Origin of the sequence: Streptomyces sp. NPDC021562 (genome assembly GCF_040640875.1) — a bacterium.
Taxonomy (GTDB): Bacteria; Actinomycetota; Actinomycetes; order Streptomycetales; family Streptomycetaceae; genus Streptomyces.
The window spans coordinates 274668-295501 of sequence record NZ_JBFACN010000011.1; the positions used below are offsets into that span (position 1 = coordinate 274668).

General features: G+C 70.8%; 16 protein-coding genes. 5 read left to right on the forward strand and 11 right to left on the reverse strand.

All coding sequences use genetic code 11. From position 1 onward, the window contains the following. Positions 1-144 precede the first annotated feature (144 nt). Both AB0G52_RS19535 and AB0G52_RS19540 read left to right on the forward strand, forming a co-directional pair. Positions 145-2952 (forward strand): helix-turn-helix transcriptional regulator, encoded by a 2808-nt coding sequence (locus AB0G52_RS19535; protein WP_132891482.1) that lies wholly within the window; start codon positions 145-147, stop codon positions 2950-2952. A 204-nt stretch (positions 2953-3156) separates the two neighbouring features. Next, entirely contained in the window at positions 3157-3948 is a 792-nt protein-coding gene (locus AB0G52_RS19540) for a serine protease (protein WP_361337500.1), read from the forward strand. 78 nt (positions 3949-4026) lie between these two features. On the opposite strand, the gene AB0G52_RS19545 is transcribed toward AB0G52_RS19540, so the two are convergent. Further along, a complete protein-coding gene (locus AB0G52_RS19545) occupies positions 4027-5133 on the reverse strand; it encodes a winged helix DNA-binding domain-containing protein (protein ID WP_361337502.1) in 1107 nt (368 codons plus the stop codon). Between the two features lie 132 nt (positions 5134-5265). Here AB0G52_RS19545 and AB0G52_RS19550 point away from each other — a divergent pair, with 132 nt between their 5' ends. Then, entirely contained in the window at positions 5266-6450 is a 1185-nt protein-coding gene (locus AB0G52_RS19550) for a magnesium and cobalt transport protein CorA (RefSeq protein ID WP_361337504.1), read from the forward strand. A 242-nt stretch (positions 6451-6692) separates the two neighbouring features. Here the strand turns inward: AB0G52_RS19550 and AB0G52_RS19555 are convergent, their stop codons facing one another. The 3 genes from AB0G52_RS19555 to AB0G52_RS19565 form a co-directional block, all read right to left on the reverse strand. Beyond that, positions 6693-7232 (reverse strand): DUF1707 domain-containing protein, encoded by a 540-nt coding sequence (locus tag AB0G52_RS19555; protein ID WP_132891485.1) that lies wholly within the window; start codon positions 7230-7232, stop codon positions 6693-6695. A 161-nt stretch (positions 7233-7393) separates the two neighbouring features. Beyond that, entirely contained in the window at positions 7394-8737 is a 1344-nt protein-coding gene (gene lysA / locus AB0G52_RS19560) for a diaminopimelate decarboxylase (protein WP_361337507.1), read from the reverse strand. A 14-nt stretch (positions 8738-8751) separates the two neighbouring features. Next, positions 8752-9087, reverse strand: coding sequence for an SAV_915 family protein (locus tag AB0G52_RS19565; protein WP_361337509.1), 336 nt, complete (start codon positions 9085-9087; stop codon positions 8752-8754). Between the two features lie 278 nt (positions 9088-9365). Between AB0G52_RS19565 and AB0G52_RS19570 the strand changes: the two genes are divergently transcribed. Beyond that, entirely contained in the window at positions 9366-9932 is a 567-nt protein-coding gene (locus AB0G52_RS19570; protein WP_361337511.1) for a universal stress protein, read from the forward strand. 5 nt (positions 9933-9937) lie between these two features. Here AB0G52_RS19570 and AB0G52_RS19575 read toward each other — a convergent pair whose 3' ends face one another. The 7 genes from AB0G52_RS19575 to AB0G52_RS19605 all read right to left on the reverse strand — a co-directional run bounded on the left by AB0G52_RS19575 (position 9938) and on the right by AB0G52_RS19605 (position 19971). Then, positions 9938-12481 (reverse strand): sensor histidine kinase KdpD, encoded by a 2544-nt coding sequence (locus AB0G52_RS19575; RefSeq protein ID WP_361337513.1) that lies wholly within the window; start codon positions 12479-12481, stop codon positions 9938-9940. A gap of 1 nt (position 12482) precedes the next feature. Next, the gene (locus AB0G52_RS19580; protein ID WP_361337515.1) at positions 12483-13166 is read right to left on the reverse strand and encodes a response regulator transcription factor; all 684 of its coding nucleotides are present in this window, start codon (positions 13164-13166) and stop codon (positions 12483-12485) included. 133 nt (positions 13167-13299) lie between these two features. Then, a complete protein-coding gene (locus AB0G52_RS19585) occupies positions 13300-13968 on the reverse strand; it encodes a potassium-transporting ATPase subunit C (protein ID WP_132891490.1) in 669 nt (222 codons plus the stop codon). A gap of 5 nt (positions 13969-13973) precedes the next feature. Further along, a complete protein-coding gene (kdpB, locus tag AB0G52_RS19590; RefSeq protein WP_361337517.1) occupies positions 13974-16112 on the reverse strand; it encodes a potassium-transporting ATPase subunit KdpB in 2139 nt (712 codons plus the stop codon). Beyond that, complete coding sequence (gene kdpA, locus AB0G52_RS19595; RefSeq protein WP_132891492.1) at positions 16109-17773, reverse strand: potassium-transporting ATPase subunit KdpA; 1665 nt, start codon at positions 17771-17773, stop codon at positions 16109-16111. The genes kdpB and kdpA overlap by 4 nt, the downstream gene beginning before the upstream one ends. Positions 17774-17781: 8 nt before the next feature. Further along, positions 17782-17871: a K(+)-transporting ATPase subunit F gene (gene kdpF, locus AB0G52_RS19600; RefSeq protein ID WP_016434100.1), complete on the reverse strand. Its 90-nt coding sequence runs from the start codon at positions 17869-17871 to the stop codon at positions 17782-17784. 258 nt (positions 17872-18129) lie between these two features. Then, positions 18130-19971, reverse strand: a complete 1842-nt coding sequence (locus tag AB0G52_RS19605; protein ID WP_361337520.1) for an APC family permease — start codon at positions 19969-19971, stop codon at positions 18130-18132. Positions 19972-20254: 283 nt separating this feature from the next. Between AB0G52_RS19605 and AB0G52_RS19610 the strand changes: the two genes are divergently transcribed. Further along, the gene (locus tag AB0G52_RS19610) at positions 20255-20824 is read left to right on the forward strand and encodes a hypothetical protein (RefSeq protein WP_361337522.1); all 570 of its coding nucleotides are present in this window, start codon (positions 20255-20257) and stop codon (positions 20822-20824) included. Positions 20825-20834: the final 10 nt, after the last annotated feature.

A 20834-nucleotide genomic window follows, 5' to 3' on the forward strand; every position in this document is an offset into this window, starting at 1 on the left:
GCATTCCAGTCATGTTCCAGTCCTGCGGACGCGCTGTGCATGCACATCCGTCGGGGCGCTGTTATGTCCCTCACCACGCCGTCCGGCCGGATTTCCGCGTTCCTTGCCTAGTATTTGGCTGGGACACGACACAGGAGGGGAGCGGTGACCGTGCGACGGGACTTCCAGGAGCCTGCCAGATGCCGCCCCGACCTGGTCATCGGCCGCTCGGAGCTGGTCGCGGCGGCCCGGGACCAGCTCGCCTCGGGCGGCAGTGTGCTCCTGCACGGACCCGCCGGAATCGGGAAATCGACCGTCCTGCGGGCATTGGACGCGGAATACGCCCCGTCCGCGAGAACCGTGTTGCGCTGCTCGGCCACCGAGTCGGAATCCCATCTTCCCTTCCTCGCCCTCGCTGACCTCTTCGGACTGGTCCTCGACGAGGTCTCCGGCCGGCTGCCCGCCGCCCAGCGCACCGCCCTGGAGTCGGCACTGACCGGGCGCGGCGAGTCCACCCTCCAGCGCGACGGACTGGCACTGCGTCTCGCGGTGCTGTCCACGTTGCGCGCGCTGGCCGCCGAGGGACCGGTGCTGATCGTCGCGGACGACCTCCAGTGGCTGGATCCGGCCAGCTCCGAACTCCTCGGCTTCGCCGCCCGGCGGCTCGGCGGCACCCCGGTCCAACTGCTGAGCGCGGTCCGCACGGAGGGCCAGGAGTACGACCGCCACCTGCGCGCGTCGCCGCCGGACACCGTCGCCGTGCGCCTCGGGCCGCTCAACCGCACACAGGTCTCGGAGCTCCTCGACCACCGCGGGCACGCCGGGCTGACGCGGGCGACGGTCCGGGAGATCCACCGCACCAGCGGCGGCAACCCGCTGTTCGCCCTGGAGCTCGGCCGCGCCCTCGCCGAGAACCCGACCCCGCCCCGCCCCGGCGAGCCGCTGCCGGTGCCCACCTCGCTGCGCGCCCTGGTGCTCAGCCGTCTCGACATGCTCTCCGTGGAGGCCCGCCGGACCCTCCTGGTGGCCAGCGCCGGCGCCCGCCCCACCCAGGCGCTGCTGCGCGCGGCCGGCCGGGAGAACGCCGAGGCCGAGTGCGCCCAGGCGGCCGAACTGGGGTTGCTGGCCACCGAGCCGGAGGGTCCGGCCGTACGCTTCGCGCACCCGCTCATCTCCGCCGCGCTGTACGCGGAGGCGCCCGCGCAGGAGCGCCGGGCCGCGCACGCGGCCCTGTCCACGGCCGCCTCCGACCCGATCGAGCGGGCCCGGCACCTGGCCCTGGCCACCACCGGCACCGATCCCGAGGTGGCCGCGCGGCTCGCCGAGGCCGCCGCCCAGGCCCGGGACCGGGGCGCGCCCTCGGTGGCCGCGCAGATCGGGCTGCTCGCCGCCCGGCACACCCCGGGCGACAACACGCCCGGTCCCGACGAACGGCGGCTGCTGGCCGCCGAGGACGCCACCAGCGCGGGCGAGATCGACCTCGCCCAGGACATCGCCCGCGAGGTGCTCACCCGGGCCACCCGTCCGGCGGACCGGGTGCGGGCCTGGATCATCGTGATCGACTCCGCGGGCCACACCATGACCGAGGTGGACGCGGCCTTCCCGCACGCCCTCGCCGACGCCGGTGACGACCCGCGGCTGCTGGGCCTGGTCCACTACCAGCTGGCATGGCGCTCCCTGATCGTGGAGGGCGACTTCACCGCGGCCCGGCAGGCGGCCGCGCACTCGGCCGGCCTGGCGGCCCAGGGCGGCGACCGGCGCACCGAACTCCTCGCGCTGTCCCTGCAGGCGCAGGTGGAGACCCTGATGGGCCATCCGGACGCGCCGGCCACCATCAAACGCGCCCTGAAGGAGCCGCAGGACCCGAACGTGGCCTGCCACCACAACGGGGCGGGCAGCGCCCGGTTCCGCTGGCTGGTGATGAGCGACCAACTGGCCGAGGCCCGGACCACGGTCACCGCGCTGCTGCGCGAGGTGCGCCGGCGCGGCCAGGTGGAGAGCGAGGTGCACTTCCTGCGCGGGCTCGCCGAGACCGAACTGCGCTCGGGGCACTGCGGCCGCGCCCTGGACCTGGCCCGCGAGGGACTGGGCCTGGCCCATGACTCCGGGATCGGCGAGACCGCCTCCGCGATGCTCACCTCACTGGCCGAGGCGTCCGGCGGCGACGTCGACCGGGGGCTGGCGCTGGCCCGGGAGGCGGTGGAGCACGCCGAACAGGACGGCGACACGATGTACCTGTCCCGGGCCCTGGGCGCGCTCGGCTACGCCCAGTTGGTGGCGGGCGACCCGGCGGGGACCGTGCGCTCGCTGCGCCGGGTGCGGGAACTGGAGCAGAGCCTCGGCATCACCGACCCGGCCCGCGGCCGCTGGCAGGGGGACCTCGCCGAGGCACTCGTCCGGGTGGGTGAAACCGCCGAGGCGCAGGACGTCATCGACGTCACCCGGGAGCACGCGCTCAGGCTCGGCCGGGAGAGCGTCCTCGCCGCCCTCGACCGGGCCGAGGCGCTGGTCCGCGCCGCGCACGGCGACCACGAGACGGCCGCCACCCAGCTGACCTCGGCTCAGGACCGGTTCGCCAAACTGGGCCACGGCCTGGAGGAGGCACGGGCCGCGTTCGCGCTGGCCTCGCTGCGCGGGCGGCGCTCCCCGGCGGCGTACGACGAGGCCACCCGGTTGTTCCGGCGGTGCCGGGCGCTGCCCTGGCTGCGTCAGGTGGACGAGGCCGTCTCGGCGCCGGACCCCGAGCCCGCGGCGGTCCCGCCCGCCGAGCCGGCCGCGCTGGAGGGTCTGGCCGCGATGGAGCGTCAGGTCGCCGCGCTGGTCATGGAGGGGGCCACCAACCGGGAGATCGCCGCCCGGCTGTTCATCAGCGTCAAGACGGTCGAGGCCACCCTGACCCGGGTCTACCGCAAGCTGGGCATCCGATCGCGGGTCGACATAGTCCGTTTGGCCGCAGGGCGACGCGCGCGCTGAGCGCCGCTCTTGTTAACTGAGGCGGACCGAGGGTTTTCCCTCCCCCATCCCCCTAGGGGGTTCCCTCATTGGGAGGGTGGGGTTCCGGGTCCTAGCTTATGGATGTGCCGCTCGCCCGGGCATACGGGGGTCGGTCCCGCGACCCTCGTGCTGCACCCCCCACACCCGCGCGACCCCCACCGGCAACCCCCACTGAGGAGACTCATGTTCGGGCACCACCGCGCAAGAAGGACCGCCGCAGTGCTGGCAGCCACCGCTGCCGCCGCGGCGACCGCGCTGATCGCGTCCCCCACCGCGTCAGCCGCCCCCCAGCCGATCGTCGGCGGCACCACGACCACCACGACCGCGTACCCGTTCATGATGCAGATCACGGACGCGTCCGGCAGCCAGTTCTGCGGCGGCACCCTGGTGTCGGCCACCAAGGTGGTGACCGCCGCGCACTGCATGGAGGGCGAGTCCACCAGCAGCGTCCGGGTGGTCGGCGGCCGTACGAACCTGAACGGCACCGACGGCACGGTCAGCAAGGTCGGCAAGATCTGGATCAACCCGGACTACACGGACGCCACCAACGGCGACGACGTGGCCGTGCTGACCCTGTCGACGTCGATGCCGTACACCCCGGCGTCGTACGTCAGCTCCTCCCAGACCGGGGTGTACGCGGCCGGCACCACGGCCCGCATCCTGGGCTGGGGCACCACCTCGGAGAACGGCAGCTCCTCCAACCAGCTGCGGACCGCGACCGTCCCGATCGTGTCCGACTCCAGCTGCAAGAGCGCCTACGGTTCGGACTTCGTCCAGACCGACATGGTTTGCGCCGGATACACCGCCGGCGGCACAGACACCTGCCAGGGCGACAGCGGCGGTCCCCTGCTCATCGGGGGCGTCCTGGCAGGGATCACTTCCTGGGGAGAGGGGTGCGCGGAGGCCGGTTACCCGGGTGTCTACACCCGGCTGACCACCTTCTCGAACCTGGTGACCGCGCAGGTCGACTCGTAACCAGAAGGTCTCCTGAGTATCCCTCAGGTGAGTGACCGGGGGGCGTTGCGGGCTACCACGAGCAGCCCGCAGCGCCCCCTATCCATGGACGACCGTCCCGAACCGGATGTCGTACGAGGTCCCCGGGTGCATCACGGCCAGCATGCGCTCGGCCTCCTCGGTGACGTCGGCGCGCTCGGCCCGGCCCAGGCGACCGAAGGTCTCGATGACCAGGGCGCTGTCCTCCTCCCACTGCCACACCCCCGCCAGGAAACCGTCCACGAGCAGGGTGCGGAACGCCTGGTTGCCCTGCCAGGCCCGGCCGCGGTACTCGGACGGGACGACCCGGGTGCGGTCGGCATGGGAGAGCAGGAGGTTGTCGAACTCGGGGAGGAAGCGCGGCGGGGCCGGGGTGTCGGGGTCGGGTCGGGGCGCGTCGGGCAGGTCGAAGAGTTCCGTCCCGTGCTCGTCCCGGAAGGTGAGGAGATCGGGGCGCAGCCGTTCGAACGCCGCGCGGAGCCGGGTCAGTCCGGCCCAGGCCTGCATGTCCTTGACGGAGGCGGGACCGAAGGCGGCGAGGTAGCGCAGGACCGTGGCGTCGGGGGCGGGTGCCGGTTCGGCGGGGCGGCCCAGCCAGTGCTCGACGGTGGTGAGGGCGACCTGCCCGCGGTGCCCCCACACGCCGCGCGGGGTGACCTGGACGAGCGGCAGCCGGCACCGCGCGGCGACGGCGAGGGCCCGCGGGTCGGCGCCCGGCCACTCGGCGCTCAGGGCCGTACGCAGCTCGGCCATGGTGCGCGGCCGGGCCTCCACCAGTTCCCGGGCGAGCAGGGCGAGGCGGTCCAGGTCCACACCGGCCAGGCCCGCGCGGAAGTGGGTCAGCTCCCGGTCGCGGGCCGCCTGGACGAGCGGCCGCAGGGTGAGGGCGTCGTCGGCGGTGTGGGTGTGGATGGTCGACCGCAGGGTGACGATCCGGACCACCTCCCGGCCGGCCATGGGCTCGGCGAGGTGCGCGGGGACGAAGTCGTGGAGACGGGCGGCGAGGGCGTAGTACGGCGGCTTGACGTTCTGCGCCTGGAGGCCGACGAGGTGTGCCACGGCCTCCTGCGCCGACCGCGCCGAGCGGCGCAGGAGGAGCTGGCGGTCGAGGGTGGCGCGGTTGAGGGCGCGGGTGCCGAGGACCGGGCCGGACGGCTGCTTCGTCATGCGGGCAGGCTAGCGCCGGACTAGGACAGGAACCGTCCTGCACCGCCCCCGCTCCCCCGCGTACGCCCCCGTATATCCTGCACCGAGACGTACTGGTCACGCCGATGCAGGCGCCATCGAGAGGCGGCCGTGATGTCCGAGCGACGCCCGGGTCCGGTCCCGAGGAACTCCTCCGGGAACGGCAGGAACGGCCGGAGCGCCAGGAGGTCCGTCTGGCGGCGCGCGCTGCCGCCGGAGCCGGACACGGCCGAGCAGCCGCGGCCGGAGTACGCGGCGGACGCGGCGCCCGGGGAGCAACCGAGCGTCGTGGAGGCGGCGCTGTACCGGGACGGCGTGCGCGTGTCCACGCCGGCCACCCTCGCGGAGACCTACCGCGAGCTGCGCGAGCACCCAGCGGGCATGGCATGGATCGGTCTGGCCCGCCCGACCTCCGACGAACTCCTCTCACTGGCGGCCGAGTTCGGCCTGCATCCGCTCGCGGTGGAGGACGCGATGGAGGCGCACCAGCGGCCGAAGCTGGAACGGTACGGCGACACCCTGTTCGTCGTCCTGCGGGCGGCCCGCTACCTGGACGCGCCGGAGGAGGTCGACTTCGCCGAGCTGCACGTCTTCGTAGGCCCCGACTTCGTGATCACGGTCCGCCATGGCGCGGCCCCCGATCTCTCCGCGGTCCGCCGCCGCATGGAGGACTCCCCCGACCTCCTCAAGCTCGGCCCGGAGGCGGTTCTCTACGCCATACTCGACGCGGTGGTCGACGGCTACGCCCCGGTCGTCGCGGGCGTGCAGAACGACATCGACGAGATCGAGACGGAGGTCTTCCGGGGCGACCCGGAAGTCTCCCGCCGTATCTACGAACTCTCCCGCGAGACGGTCGAGTTCCAGCGCGCGACCCGCCCCCTGGTGGGCATGCTGCACGGCCTGATGGCGGGCTTCACGAAGTACGAGACCGACGAGGAACTCCAGCGCTACCTACGGGACGTGGCCGACCACGTCACCCACACCAGCGAACGCGTCGACGGCTTCCGCCAGGCCCTCACCGAGATCCTCACGGTCAACGCGACCCTGGTCACCCAGCAGCAGAACGCGGAGATGCGGGCACTGGCGGAGGCAGGCTTCGAACAGAACGAGGAGATCAAGAAGATCTCGAGCTGGGCCGCGATTCTGTTCGCTCCCACACTCGTCGGCACGATCTACGGCATGAACTTCCGGGAGATGCCGGAGCTGCACTGGGCGCTGGGATACCCCTTCGCGATCGTCCTGATGGGGGTTGTATGCGCCAGTTTGTACGTTATTTTCAAGCGCCGGGACTGGCTTTAGGGATGAGCACCCACCCATGCGGAGCTTCCGCTGTTTGCTCTCGCACCTGGCGCAATTGGGGCACATACGGGCTCTGGGGAGTCTCTGGGAAGTAGTGATGTGGATGATCTTGAGGGCTCGTCAGCGCCGGGGAGAATCCGGGGAGAATCAAATGGCACCCCTCACCTTCCGCCCGGCGCAACAAGCTGACACATCTCAGACAGAACACACCGCTTGACGGAACCCATCAGGACACGCCCGCGTTACGCCCGCCGCTCGATGACCTTCGCATGCACGAGCTTTCCGACGAGTTCGATGCGCACGCGGGCATCGGCGGCGGTGTTCTTGGGGCGGAGTTTGACCTTGGAGTAGGTGAGGTTGAGCCCGTCCGTGCCGATCACGATGTCCGGCGAGCCGGCGAAGAACAGCTTGCCGTGCACCATGTCGGTCTCGATGCGCAGGGCGTCCGACGTGAACACCGCGTGGGTGAAGTCGAAGGTGACCCGGCACTCGCGCGTGCGAAGCTCGATGCGCGCGGGTACCACCCAGCGTCCCTCCCGTACGTACTTGCCGCCGTGCTGCTCAACCACGAGTAGGTCTTTGTCCCTGTCCGCCCGCGCGGTCGGCAGGTCGCCGGTGAGGTCGGCCAACTCGCCGAGTGTCCGCGCCGAAAGCGCGCTCTCCAGCCGCATGTCGAGTTCCTCGGCGTCGAGTCGGCCGTCACCGGCGGCGACCCGCAGCACTTCCACGACGCGCTCGCGATCCTCGTGCGACGCTCGTAGGCCGGGCAGGTCATTCGACATGGCAACACCGTAGCGGCACGGTGCCCCGGCCACCAGGCGCGACCAAGTCGCCGTCCGCAACGCCGCCGTGCGGGACAAGGTGCGCGAGCGCTGGTACGACCAGATCCGTCCGGGACAGGCTGTTCGGTGACTGGTCCCGCGTGTTCCCCACGCCGGGCCGGCTACAGGCCCACGTCGCGGCTGCGGATGTCCTCCAGGGACTCGCGGCGGACCAGGAGGCGGGCGATGCCGTCGCGTACGGCGGCCACGGGCGGGCGTCCGACCACGTTGTAGCCCGAGGCCATGGACACGTGATAGGCGCCGGCCACGGGTACGGCGAGCAGGTCGCCGGGGCCTACGTCGGCGGGGAGTTGGGCGTCGGCGGCGACGATGTCGCCCGCCTCACAGTGGCGGCCGACCACGGTCACCCGTGCCGGGGCCCCAGTGCTGTGCCTGCCGATCAGCCGAGGGGCGTAGCGGGCGCCGTACAGGGCCGGGCGCGGGTTGTCGCTCATGCCGCCGTCCACGGCGACGTAGGTGTGCGAGCCGGTGCGCTTGACGGACAGGACGCGATACAGAGCGATGCCCGCGGGGCCCACGATCGCCCGTCCCGGTTCGATGATCAGCCGGGGGACGGGGAGTCCGGCCGCGACGCAGGCGTCGGTGAGCTCGGAACGGACCTTGCGGGCCAGGGCCGTCAGGTCGAGGGCTTCCTCACCGGGGCGGTAGGCGATGCCGTGGCCGCCGCCGAGGTCGAGTTCGGGGAGCATCACTTCGTGCTGCTCGTCCAGCCGGGTCATGAGACCGACCATGCGGCGCACGGCGGCGAGGTACGGCTTGACGCTGGTGATCTGGGAGCCCAGGTGGCAGTGCAGGCCGGTGAGTTGGAGCTGCGGCTGGTCCAGGATCCGGGTGATGGCGTGCTGGGCGTAGCCGTCGGCGATGGGCAGGCCGAACTTCTGGTCGTCCGTGCCGGTGCGGATCTTCTCGTGGCCGCCGGCGCTGATGCCGGGCACGACCCGGACCATGACCTTCTGGTGTCCGTCAGGTCCGACCGCCGCGGCGAGCCGGGCGATCTCCGACGGACTGTCGATGACGATACGGCCGACTCCCAGGCGCAGGGCGGTGTCCAGGTCGCGGGGCGACTTCGCGTTGCCGTGCAGCGTGATCCGCTCGGGCGGGAAGCCGGTGGTGACGGCGAGTTCGAGTTCGCCGGTCGAGCAGACGTCGAGGCCGAGGCCCTCCTCGTCGACCCAGTGGGCCATGGCCCGGCACAGGAACGCCTTGGCGGCGTAGAGGACTTCGGCGTCGGGGAAGGCGTGCCGGTAGGTGCGGCAGCGCTCGCGGACCTCGTTCTCGTCGAGGACGTAGACGGGGGTGCCGAAGCGGTCGGCGATCTCCGCGAGCGACACGCCGCCCACGGCGAGGTCGCCGCGCCGGGGCTCGGTGGCCGAGGCGGGCCACACCGACAGTTCGGTAGACGTGGCGGTGGTGGTGGCGGCGGTGGGTTCGTGGACTGTGGTCATCGTGGCTGCCCCTCTCAGGCGATCCGCAGCGCGGGAACAGGAGTGGCGGGCTCGACCGGTGCGGGAGCCGGCGCCGAGAACTGCGGGTCCACCGTGACGGTGGCGATGCCGAGCGGGGCGGTCAGCGCGCGCAGGGCAGGCTCGGCAAGGCGGATCCACGCCTGGTCGGCGCCGAGCGTCGCGGTCAGTCGCTGTACGGACGTGAAACCGACGGCCGTACGGTCGCCGAGCGGGGTGCGGAAGAGCCGGGCCGCACACCCGGAGGGGCCCGGCTGGACCGGGACGTAGAGGGGCCCGGCCGGAAACCGATGGGCGGGGTCGGGGTCGTCGTCGTGGAGCAGCTTTGCCATGGGGTGCCTCCCGGAGGGCAAGGAGCGAGTGATCTCTGGTCCGCCCCGGACGCGGGGAGGCGGACCGGGGCTCGCCTTCGACGTTATGCCCGATGACAGGGGCGACCGGACGTTCCCTGACGGGACGCTGACGTCCGTCCGGACGACCTTGACGGAGTGCTGACGCCGCTGGTGAGAGGGCGTGGAAGGAGCCGTCAGAAGGTCGCCAAGAACTGGCGCGAGGGGTGTTCGGAAGCCGCGGAACAGAGGTGAGATGGAGACGTTCCGAGGAGGATCAGATGTCCGAGTCCTACCCGTCCTCGACCGCTCGCCTCGTAGTAGGAGTGAGTGGTTCACCGGGCAGTCTCACCGCCCTGGTGAGGGCCGCCGACGAGGCGCGGCGCCGCGGGGCGGAGCTGTGGCCGGTACTCGCCTGGGTGCCGCCCGGCGGCGAGCTCGCGGCCCGCAGGTCCCCGGCAGCGGCCGTCATGGTCCCGGAGTGGGAGCGGCTGGCACGGGAGAGGCTGCTCGATGCGCTGCGTGACGTGTGCGGCGACACGGGCTCCTGGCTGCCCGGGCAGGCACTCGTGGCCCGGGGCACCCCGGGGCCGGCGCTGGTGCAGATCGCCGACCGGGAGGACGACGTCATCGTGGTCGGCGCCGGACGGCGAGGGCTGCTGCACCGCGGGCTGGGGCCATCGGTCGGCCGCTACTGCCTCGCCCACGCCGGGTGCCCGGTTCTCGCGGTGCCGCCGTCCCCGCTTCAGGCCGTGCTGGAGGCAGCGCACCGCCGGAACGTGCTGCGGCTGCGGCTGGACACCAGGCGTCTTCAGCGGGAGTTCGACACCGTGCCGCCCGGCACCTGAGCGCCTCAGGACGTGGTCGCGGCGGGCAGCTCCGTCTGCTGTGGCAGCCGCTCGGGAGCCGTCGGCAGGGCGAGCACCATGGTGAGGCCGCCCCCGGGCGTGTCCTCGGCGTGGATCGTGCCGCCGACGGCCTCGGTGAAGCCGCGCGCGACCGCGAGACCGAGGCCGACTCCCGCGCCGCGGGGTGAGTCGCCGTAGCGCTGGAAGGGTTCGAAGATGCGGTCCTTGGCCTCGTCCGGGACGCCGGGTCCGCGGTCGACGACCCGTACCTCGACCCGGTCGGCGATGGCGCTCGCCGACACCAGGACCTTCTCGCCGGGCGGGCTGTACTTGACGGCGTTCTCGACGACGTTGGCGACGGCCCGTTCCAGCAGTCCCCGGTCGACGTCGACCATGGGCAGCGTCTCGGGGATGTCCAGTTCCACGCTGTCCTCCGGCACCCCGTCGAGCGCCATGGGCACGACCTCGTCGAGGTCGGTCTCGCGGATGATGGGGGTGACGGTGCCGGTCTGGAGGCGCGACATGTCGAGCAGGTTGCCGACCAGGAGGTCGAGCCGGTCGGCGCCTTCCTCTATGGCCTGGAGCAGTTCCGTCTGGTCCTCTTCTGACCATTCGACGTCGTCGGAGCGCAGCGAGGACACAGCGGCCTTGATGCCGGCGAGCGGGGTGCGCAGGTCGTGGCTGACGGCGGCGAGCAGCGCGGTCCGGATCCGGTTGCCCTCGGCCAGTTCCTTGGCGCGGTCGGCCTCGCGCTGGAGGCGCTGGCGGTCCAGGACGACGGCGGCCTGGGCGGCGAACGCGGCCAGTACGCGGCGGTCGGAGGCGGGCAGCACGCGGCCGCGCAGGGACAGGGCCATGTGGTCGCCGACTGGTACGTCGACGTCCGCTTCCTCCGGGTGCTCGGCGGGCCGGGACCCCACGCTTCCCGCGCAGGTCCAGGGAGCCGTCTCGCCGGTCCGCTCCAGCAGCGCCACCGACTCCATGCCGAAGGTCTCCCGCACCCGTTCCAGCAGCGCCTCCAGCGAGGTCTCACCGCGCAGGACGTTGCCCGCGAGGTAGGACAGGATCTCCGACTCGGCCCGCAGCCGCGCCGCCAGGTGGGTGCGACGGGCTGCAAGGTCCACCACCGAGGCCACCGACACGGCGACCCCGACGAAGATCGCGATGGCGACGATGTTCTTCGGGTCGGCGATGGTGAGGGTGTGGACTGGCGGAGTGAAGAACCAGTTCAGCAGCAGGGAGCCCACGATCGCAGAGGCCAACGCCGGGGCGAGACCGCCCAACAGGGCCGCCGCCACCGTCAGCGTCAGGAACAGCAGCATGTCGTTGGCCAGGCCGACGTCCGGAGCAGCGCCGGCGAGGAGCCAGGTGAGGAGGACAGGTCCCAGCACGCCGGCTAGCCAGCCCCAGATGACCCGGGAACGTCCCAGGCGTGCCCCGCGCGCCGCCGGCAGTCCGCGGCCCTTGCCGACCTCGTCGTGGGTGATGAGGTGGACGTCGAGATCCGGGCCGGAGTCCCGGGCGACCGTGGCGCCGACGCCCGGCCCGAAGATGTTCTGCCAGCTCCGACGCCGGGAGACGCCGAGGACGATCTGGGTCGCGTTGACCGCACGCGCGAAGTCCAGGAGGGCCACCGGTATGTCGTCGCCGACGACCTGGTGGAAGGTGCCGCCGAGGTCCTCGACCAGGGTGCGCTGGACGGCGAGTTCCTTCGGGGAGGCCGAGGTCAGCCCGTCGCTGCGGGATATGTAGACGGCCAGCACCTCGCCGCCGGCGCCCTTCTCCGCGAGCCGTACGGCGCGCCGGATCAGCGTCCGCCCCTCCGGCCCGCCGGTCAGGCCGACGACGATCCGCTCGCGCGAACCCCAGATGGTCGAGACCTGGTGCTCGCTGCGGTACTCGGTGAGATACGCGTCGACCCGGTCGGCCACCCACAGCAGCGCCAGTTCACGCAGAGCGGTGAGGTTGCCCGGCCGGAAGTAGTTGGACAGGGCCGCGTCGACCTTGTCCGACTTGTAGATGTTCCCGTGGGCCATCCGGCGGCGCAGCGCCTCCGGGGACATGTCGACCAACTCGATCTGGTCCGCCCGCCGCACCACCTCGTCCGGAACGGTCTCCCGCTGCCGTACCCCGGTGATCGACTCAACGACGTCGCCCAGCGACTCCAAGTGCTGGATGTTGACCGTCGAGATCACGTCGATCCCGGCGGCCAGCAGCTCCTCGACGTCCTGCCAACGCTTGGTGTTGCGGGAGCCGGGGATGTTCGTGTGGGCCAGTTCGTCGACCAGGGCCACCTGGGGCCTGCGGGCCAGGACGGCGTCCACGTCCATCTCGCTGAAGACACTGTCCCGGTACTCCAGCTCCTTGCGCGGGATCTGCTCAAGTCCGTGCAGCATCACCTCGGTGCGCGGCCGGTGGTGGTGCTCCACGAAAGCGACCACGCAGTCGGTGCCCCGCTCGATACGGCGGTGCGCCTCGGAGAGCATGGCGTAGGTCTTGCCGACGCCCGGTGCCGCGCCGAGGTAGATCCGGAGCTTGCCACGTGCCATGTCATCCCTCGAAGCGGTAGCCCATGCCGGGCTCGGTGATCAGATAGCGGGGGTGGGACGGGTCCGTCTCCAGTTTCCGGCGGAGCTGGGCCATGTAGACGCGCAGGTAGTTGGTCTTGTTGCTCTGCGAGACACCCCAGACCTCCTGCAGGAGGTGTTTCTGCGTGATCAGCCGGCCCGGATTGGTCACCAGGATCTCCAGCAGGTGCCATTCCGTCGGGGTCAGCCGTACGTCCCGCCCGCCGCGGACGACCTTCTTGGCGAGCAGGTCGATGCTGAACTCCCCTGTCTCGACAAGGGTCGCATCGGGCACCAGAGGTGTGTCCTCGGTGCGGCGGACGGCGGCCCGCAACCGGGCGAGCAGTTCGTCCATGCTGAACGGCTTGGTGATGTAGTCGTCAGCGCCCGCATCGAGCGCGGCCACCTTCTCGTCGGAGCCCTGCCGGGCGGACAGGACCAGGATCGGCACGCGGGTCCAGCCCCGCAGGCCCTTGATGATGTCGACGCCGTCCATGTCGGGCAGACCGAGGTCGAGCAGGACCACGTCGGGCTGGCGCGCGGCGGCGAGCCGAAGCGCCGTGGCGCCGTCGGGGGCGGCGTCCACTCCGTACTTGCGTGCCTGCAAGTTGATGACGAGGGCCCGTACGAGCTGCGGGTCGTCCTCCGCCACGAGCACCCGGGTCATGGGTGTGTGCCTCTCCTGTCGTACGTCGGGCCGTACCCGCGGGAAGCGGGGCGGGCGACGTCATGACGGTGGGAGCCGGCGGTTCCGGGATACTCCCCCGGCCGCCGACTCCCATACGGGTCGCGTAAGGCCATCACTGCTTCGCTACGAGGTCCTTGAGCGCGATGTTGAGTTCCAGGACGTTCACCCGGGGCTCGCCGACGAAGCCGAGGGCGCGGCCGTCGGTGTGGTCGTCGACCAGCTTCTGGACCTGGGCGACGGACAGGCCGTTCTTCGCGGCGATCCGGTGGACCTGGAGGTCGGCGTAGGCCGGGGAGATGTCCGGGTCCAGGCCGGAGCCCGAGGAGGTGACCGCGTCCGCGGGCACGTCCGACGGCTTGACGGTGTAGCCGGGCACGGAGTTGTCCTTGACGACCGCGGCCTTGGCGTCCTTCACCTGCTGGATCAGCACCTTGCTGTCGGCGGACAGGTTCGTGGCACCGGACAGGATCAGCTTGTACTGGGTGTTGACGCTGTTGCTGCCGAGCCCGTTGGCCGGGCGGCCCTGGAACCACTTCAGGTCCGGGTCCGGGGTCTGCTGGCCCTTCTTCAGCGGCAGGTTGTACGACTGTCCGATCAGGGACGAGCCGACGACCTTGCCGTCCGACGTGACCTCGGAGCCGTTCGCCTTGTTGTGGAACAGCGCCTGGGCCACCCCCGTGACCACCAGCGGGTAGATGACACCGGTGACCAGGGTCAGCACGAGCAGCGCCCGCAGGCCCGCCCCGAGCAACCGGGCTGTGTTCGTAATGGAGTTGTTCATGGCGATCAGCCGATTCCGGGGATGAGGGAGATGAGCAGGTCGATGATCTTGATGCCGATGAACGGGACGATCAGTCCGCCGATGCCGTAGATCGTGAGGTTGCGGCGCAGCATCTTGTCGGCGCTGACCGGCCGGTACTGCACGCCCTTCAGAGACAGCGGCACCAGCGCGATGATGACCAGCGCGTTGAAGACGACCGCGGACAGGATCGCCGAGTCCGGCGAGGACAAGCCCATGATGTTGAGCTTGTCCAGCCCCGGGTAGACGGCCGCGAACAGCGCCGGGATGATCGCGAAGTACTTCGCGACGTCGTTGGCGATGGAGAACGTCGTCAGCGCACCGCGCGTGATCAGCAGCTGCTTGCCGATCTCGACGATCTCGATGAGCTTGGTCGGGTTCGAGTCGAGGTCGACCATGTTGCCGGCCTCCTTGGCGGCCGACGTACCGGTGTTCATCGCCACGCCGACGTCGGCCTGCGCGAGTGCGGGCGCGTCGTTGGTGCCGTCACCGGTCATCGCGACCAGCTTGCCGCCGGCCTGCTCCCGCTTGATGAGCGCCATCTTGTCCTCGGGCGTGGCCTCCGCGAGGAAGTCGTCGACGCCCGCCTCCTCGGCGATCGCCTTCGCAGTCAGCGGGTTGTCACCCGTGATCATGACGGTCTTGATGCCCATGCGGCGCAGTTCCTCGAACCGCTCCCGCATGCCGTCCTTGACGACGTCCTTGAGATGGATGACACCCAGCACGCGGGCGCCCTGGTCGTCCTTCACGGCGACCAACAGCGGTGTGCCGCCCGCCTGCGAAATGCCGCTGGACAGAGTGTCCGCGTCGTCCGCGACGGTGCCGCCCTCCTCACGGACCCAGGCGATGACCGAACCGGTCGCGCCCTTGCGGATCTTTCGGCCGTCGACGTCCACACCCGACATCCGGGTCTGGGCGGTGAAGGCGATCCACTCGGCGTGCGCAAGCTCGCCCTGGTGGCGCTCGCGCAGGCCGTACTTCTCCTTCGCCAGGACGACGATGGAACGGCCTTCAGGGGTTTCGTCGGCCAGCGAGGAGAGCTGGGCCGCATCGGCGACCTCGGCCTCCGTCGTACCGCTGACCGGCACGAACTCGGACGCCTGGCGGTTGCCGAGGGTGATGGTGCCGGTCTTGTCGAGCAGCAGGGTGGAGACGTCGCCGGCGGCCTCGACCGCGCGGCCCGACATCGCGAGCACATTGCGCTGCACGAGCCGGTCCATGCCCGCGATACCGATCGCCGACAACAGCGCACCGATCGTCGTGGGGATCAGGCACACCAGCAGGGCGACCAGCACGACCATCGTCAGATGGGTGCCCGCGAAGTCGGCGAACGGCGGCAGCGTGGCCACCGCGAGCAGGAAGACGATCGTCAGCGAGGCGAGCAGGATGTTCAGCGCGATCTCGTTCGGCGTCTTCTGCCGGGCCGCGCCCTCGACGAGGCTGATCATCCGGTCGATGAAGGTCTCGCCCGGCTTCGTCGTGATCTTGATGACGATCCGGTCGGACAACACCTTCGTACCGCCGGTCACGGCGCTGCGGTCACCGCCGGACTCACGGATGACCGGAGCCGACTCACCCGTGATCGCCGACTCGTCGACCGAGGCGACCCCCTCGATGACGTCACCGTCACCCGGGATGACGTCGCCGGCCTCGCAGACGACCAGGTCACCGATCTTCAGCTCGGTGCCGGCGACCTGCTCCTCCGACGCGCCGTCGGACAGGAGCCTCCGGGCGACGGTGTCGGTCTTGGCCTTGCGCAGGGTGTCCGCCTGCGCCTTGCCGCGGCCCTCGGCGACCGCCTCCGCGAGGTTGGCGAAGATCACGGTCAGCCAGAGCCAGGCACTGGTCGCCCAGCCGAACCAGTCGCCCGGGTCCTTGAAGGAGAAGACGGTGGTCAGGATCGAGCCGACCCACACCACGAACATCACGGGCGACTTGACCATCACCCGCGGGTCGAGCTTGCGGCAGGCGTCCGGCAGCGACTTCATGAGCTGTTTCGGATCGAAGAGGCCCGCACCGACACGGCCCTCGGCCGGCTTGTGCCCGGTGGGGACATCGCTGTGCGGCGCCCGGGTCGGAGTGGTTGTGGACATGGAGTCCTCTTCGTTGTCTGTGCGGGTGGTCATGACGCCAGCCCCTCGGCCAGCGGACCCAGCGCCAGGGCCGGGAAGTAGGTCAGACCGGTGATGATCAGAATCGCGCCGACGAGCAGGCCGGTGAACAGCGGCTTCTCGGTACGCAGGGTGCCGGCCGTGGCCGGGACGGGCTTCTGCTCGGCGAGCGAGCCGGCCAGCGCCAGGACGAACACCATCGGCAGGAAGCGGCCCAGCAGCATCGCGAGTCCGGTCATGGTGTTGTACCAGTCGGTGTTCGCGTTCAGACCGGCGAAGGCCGAGCCGTTGTTGTTGGCCGCGGAGCTGAAGGCGTACAGCACCTCGGAGAACCCGTGCGCTCCGGAGTTGAGCATCGAGTGCGGCGGGGTCGGCAGCGCCATGGACGCAGCCGTGAAGATCAGCACCAGGGCCGGGGTGATCAGGATGTAGCAGGCCGCGAGCTTGATCTCCCGCGCGCCGATCTTCTTGCCCAGGTACTCCGGGGTCCGGCCGACCATCAGACCGGCGATGAACACCGCGATGACCGCCATGATCAGCATGCCGTAGAGACCGGAACCGGTACCACCGGGCGCGATCTCGCCCAGCTGCATGCCCAGGATGGTGACGCCGCCGCCGAGGCCGGTGAACGAGGAGTGGAAGGAGTCCACCGCGCCGGTCGAGGTGAGTGTGGTCGACACGGCGAAGATCGACGAGGACCCGACGCCGAAGCGGACCTCCTTGCCCTCGTACGCCCCGCCCGCGGCCTGGAGCGCCGCGCCGTGGTGGGCGAACTCGGTCCACATCATCAGGGCCACGAAGCCGACCCAGATGGTCGCCATGGTGGCGAGGATCGCGTAGCCCTGCTTCACCGAGCCGACCATCACACCGAAGGTGCGGGTCAGCGAGAACGGGATCACCAGCAGCAGGAAGATCTCGAAGAGGTTGGTGAACGGGGTGGGGTTCTCGAAGGGGTGGGCGGAGTTCGCGTTGAAGTAACCGCCGCCGTTCGTACCGAACTCCTTGATGGCCTCCTGGGAGGCCACGGCCCCGCCGTTCCACTGCTGCGAGCCGCCCATGAACTGGCCGACCTCGTGGATGCCGGAGAAGTTCTGGATCGCTCCGCAGGCCACCAGCACGATGGCGGCGATCGCGGCGCCGGGAACCAGAATACGGATGGTGCCGCGCACCAGGTCGGACCAGAAGTTGCCCAGCTCACCCGTGCGCGAGCGCGCGAAGCCCCGTACGAGGGCGACCGCGACGGCGATACCGACGGCGGCGGAGACGAAGTTCTGGACGGTCAGGCCGGCGGTCTGCACGACGTGGCCCATGGTCTGCTCGCCGTAGTACGACTGCCAGTTCGTGTTGGTCACGAAGGAGACGGCCGTGTTGAACGACTGAGCCGGGTTGACCGAGTCGAAGCCGAGCGAACCGGGCAGGATGCCCTGGAGCCGCTGGAGCAGGTAGAGGAACAGGACGCTGACAGCCGAGAAGGCGAGGACCCCGCGCAGATACGCGGGCCAGGTCATCTCGGTGTCCGGGTTGGCGCCGATGCCCTTGTAGATCCACTTCTCGACGCGCAGGTGCTTGTCGGAGGAGTAGACCCCGGCCATGTAGTTGCCGAGAGGGATGTAGGCGAGCCCCAGCGCGCCTATGAGGGCGAGCAGCTGGAGAAAGCCGGCGAGTACGGGACCCATGTCTTGTCTCAGAACCTCTCCGGGAAGATCAGGGCGAGGACGAGATAGCCCAGCAGGGCGACGGCCACGACGAGGCCGACGATGTTCTCGGCGGTCACAGCTTCGTCACCCCCTTGGCGACGAGGGTCACCAGCGCGAAACCCGCGAGCACGGTGACGACGAAGGCCAGATCGGCCATCGCGAACTCCTGGAGTGAGGTTCGACGAAATCGGACTAGTAGAGGAAAGCGTCTCCCTGGCCGGATCGGATCGCCCGTTTACGGCTCTCATACGGCGGCACCCACGGCTTTGACGGGACTCTTACGACCCCTGATCAACACCGGTGAGTAGGCCATCGTGGCGGTGGGTGCCCCGACCTCACGGCAGCCGGAAGCGGAGCCGGCAGATCACCGCGTCCGTCTCCCGCCGTACGGCGTGCGCGACCACCGCGCCCCGCTGGTTCTGCAGCAGCCGCTGCCACAGCCGTTCCGGCTCGGTCTCCGGAATGAGCACGGTCACCTGGGTGCCCGGCTCGGCCGCGGTCACCTCACGGACGTAGGCGGCGATGGGGCGGCCCAGACTGCGCCGCTCGCAGGACAGGGGGACGAGCAGGACACCCGGGTTCCACGCTGCCCAGGAACGCTCCAGGGCGTGCAGGGCTGCCCGGTCCTCGGGGTCCGGGTAGCAGACGGTCACCGCGCGGACCTCGTCGCCGAGCGAGGAGGCGGCCGTGAGAGCCTCCGAGGTCAGCCTGGACAGGGTCGATACAGGGACGAGCACCAGTGAGCGCTCGCGGTGCGGGGCCTCGGGTATGCGGCCGAGACCGAGCCGCTCACCGATCCGGCCGTAGGCCCGGTGGACGGCCACGAAGGCGGCCACGAGCAGCGGCAGCATCACGACGACGAGCCAGGCGCCTTCGGCGAACTTGGCGGCGGTGACGACGACGGTGGCCACCGCGGTGAGCACGGCCCCGAACCCGTTGAGCAGCGCCTTCCCGCGCCAACCGGTCCTCCGTTGCAGCCGCCAGTGCCGCACCATCCCCACCTGGGCGATGGTGAACCCGACGAAGACCCCGATGGCGAACAGCGGCACCAGCGTGTTGGTGTCACCGCCGGAGAACACCAGCAGCGCGGCCGAGACCAGCGCCAGGGCGAGCACACCGTGTCGGTGGACCTGGCGGTCGGCCTTCAGGGCGAAGACGTGCGGCGCGTAGTTGTCGCGGGCCAGCAGCTTCAGCAGCACCGGCAGGCCGCCGAAGGAGGTGTTCGCGGACAGGGCGAGGAGGATCATCGTCGCGAACTGGATGACGTAGAAAGCCCAGTTGTGCCCGAGGGAGGCGTCCGCCAGCTGGGCCAGGACGGTGACGCCCTCGACCGGCTGGAGGTGGAAGCGGCCGATCAGTACCGACAGGCCGATGAGCATCAGGCCGAGGACGGCGCCGAGGGCGACCTCCGCGCGCTGGGCCCGCTTGACGCGCGGGGTCCGGAAGGAGGGGACGGCGTTGGCGATGGCCTCGACACCCGTCAGCGCGGCACAGCCAGAGGAGAAAGCTTTCAGCAGGAGCAGGGCGCCCACGCTCGTGGCGTTGTCGGCGAGCACCGAGGCGTGACCGGCTGCGGTCGCCGTGCTCACGGGGTGGGAGCGGAAGAGGCCGACCGCGATGAGGACGAAGATCGAGCCGACGAAGACGATCGTCGGCACGATGAACGCCTTGGCGGACTCCACGATCCCGCGCAGGTTGACGCCCGTGATCAGGGCGAGCACTGCCAGGCACAGCCACAGCCGGTCGTCGTAGAGGGCGGGGAATGCGGAGGTCAGCGCCGCCACTCCGGCCGTGACGGCCACGGCGACGTTGAGGACGTAGTCCAGCACCAGGGACGCCGCCGCCACCAGGCTGGTGCGCGCGCCCAGGTGGGCCTTGGCGACCGCGTAGGAGCCGCCGCCGTCCGGGAAGGCCGCGATGACCTGCCGGTACGACGCCACCAGGACTGCGAGTAGGGCGGCGATGGCCAGCGTGACCGGCATCGTGAAGCCCAGGCCGTGGGCGCCCGCGGCTGCCAGGACGAGGACGATCGCCTCCGGGCCGTAGGCCACGGACGCCATCGCGTCCAGCGACAGCGCGGCAAGGCCCGTGACGGCGGTCAGCCGGTGGCGTTCACCGGTATCGGGAGGCTCTTCGCCGGCGGGGACGGCGTTCGGCTCGGTGGTCAGGACGGACATGGATGCGGGCTCCTTCTTGCCTCGGCCGCGCACGCGGGCTGATGCGCGCGGCGGCATCCAGGTTCTGTCCGTTTCCGGCCGCGTCCGACAGTTCCTTGCGGCATCTTCGCGCCCAACAGGCCGACCTTGATGCGACCTTGACGGGGTGTGTGAGCTGGGCGACTGTCATGTGCTCGCGCCGGGCGACGCGTTCCATGGTCAAGAGGCAAGGAAGCGCTGGACAGCCGTCAGAGTCGTATCAAGACGGACCGATCGGGCTCCGCCGGTCTCTACCGTCGACGCCATGGGACGCCGTGACGACGACGTGCGCGGAGGGCCGCCCGACGCACACGCGGAGAGGCCCGACGGATCCGGCGACGCGACGAACGCCCCCGAGTGGGTGCTGGAGTTGTGGGCCACCGTCCGCTGCGCGGGCGTGCTGCTCGTGCTCGTTCTCCTGATCGACTGGGGCTCCGGCCGGCTCAACCTGTGGCGCGCCGCGTTGTGGTTCGCTCTCGCCGGGCTGCTGTTCGTCGTGCTGTATCCCGCCCGGGTGTCCGCGGGCGGGAACTGGCTGGCCACGCGCCGACTGGTGCGTGAGCATCGGGTGCGGACGGATCTGCTGGTGTCGGTCCGGTGCCTGGACGGCATCTCCCAGCGGATCCTGCTTCGGGACGCACTGGGCGGCCGTGTCGAGATCGACCCCGAGGTCCTGGTACGCAACCCGCAGCTGTGGTTCCGTCTGCACGAGGGCGCGCGGAAGGCCACAGCCGACGGGCTCCTGCGCTGCGGTGCGACGGTCCTGGGGCGCATCGCCCGCCGCGTGGACGACGAGAACGCACAGGCCGTGTTCAAAGCCTCCGGCCTGGAGTGAGCCTCAGCCC

Excerpts from the sequence above, each read along its gene's own strand:
- AB0G52_RS19540 (WP_361337500.1), top strand. The coding sequence starts at position 3,157 with ATGTTCGGGCACCACCGCGCAAGAAGGACCGCCGCAGTGCTGGCAGCC.
- AB0G52_RS19545 (WP_361337502.1), bottom strand. The coding sequence starts at position 5,133 with ATGACGAAGCAGCCGTCCGGCCCGGTCCTCGGCACCCGCGCCCTCAAC.
- AB0G52_RS19550 (WP_361337504.1), top strand. The coding sequence starts at position 5,266 with ATGTCCGAGCGACGCCCGGGTCCGGTCCCGAGGAACTCCTCCGGGAAC.
- AB0G52_RS19555 (WP_132891485.1), bottom strand. The coding sequence starts at position 7,232 with ATGTCGAATGACCTGCCCGGCCTACGAGCGTCGCACGAGGATCGCGAG.
- lysA (WP_361337507.1), bottom strand. The coding sequence starts at position 8,737 with ATGACCACAGTCCACGAACCCACCGCCGCCACCACCACCGCCACGTCT.
- AB0G52_RS19565 (WP_361337509.1), bottom strand. The coding sequence starts at position 9,087 with ATGGCAAAGCTGCTCCACGACGACGACCCCGACCCCGCCCATCGGTTT.
- AB0G52_RS19570 (WP_361337511.1), top strand. The coding sequence starts at position 9,366 with ATGTCCGAGTCCTACCCGTCCTCGACCGCTCGCCTCGTAGTAGGAGTG.
- AB0G52_RS19575 (WP_361337513.1), bottom strand. The coding sequence starts at position 12,481 with ATGGCACGTGGCAAGCTCCGGATCTACCTCGGCGCGGCACCGGGCGTC.
- AB0G52_RS19580 (WP_361337515.1), bottom strand. The coding sequence starts at position 13,166 with ATGACCCGGGTGCTCGTGGCGGAGGACGACCCGCAGCTCGTACGGGCC.
- AB0G52_RS19585 (WP_132891490.1), bottom strand. The coding sequence starts at position 13,968 with ATGAACAACTCCATTACGAACACAGCCCGGTTGCTCGGGGCGGGCCTG.
- kdpB (WP_361337517.1), bottom strand. The coding sequence starts at position 16,112 with ATGACCACCCGCACAGACAACGAAGAGGACTCCATGTCCACAACCACT.
- kdpA (WP_132891492.1), bottom strand. The coding sequence starts at position 17,773 with ATGGGTCCCGTACTCGCCGGCTTTCTCCAGCTGCTCGCCCTCATAGGC.
- AB0G52_RS19605 (WP_361337520.1), bottom strand. The coding sequence starts at position 19,971 with ATGTCCGTCCTGACCACCGAGCCGAACGCCGTCCCCGCCGGCGAAGAG.
- AB0G52_RS19610 (WP_361337522.1), top strand. The coding sequence starts at position 20,255 with ATGGGACGCCGTGACGACGACGTGCGCGGAGGGCCGCCCGACGCACAC.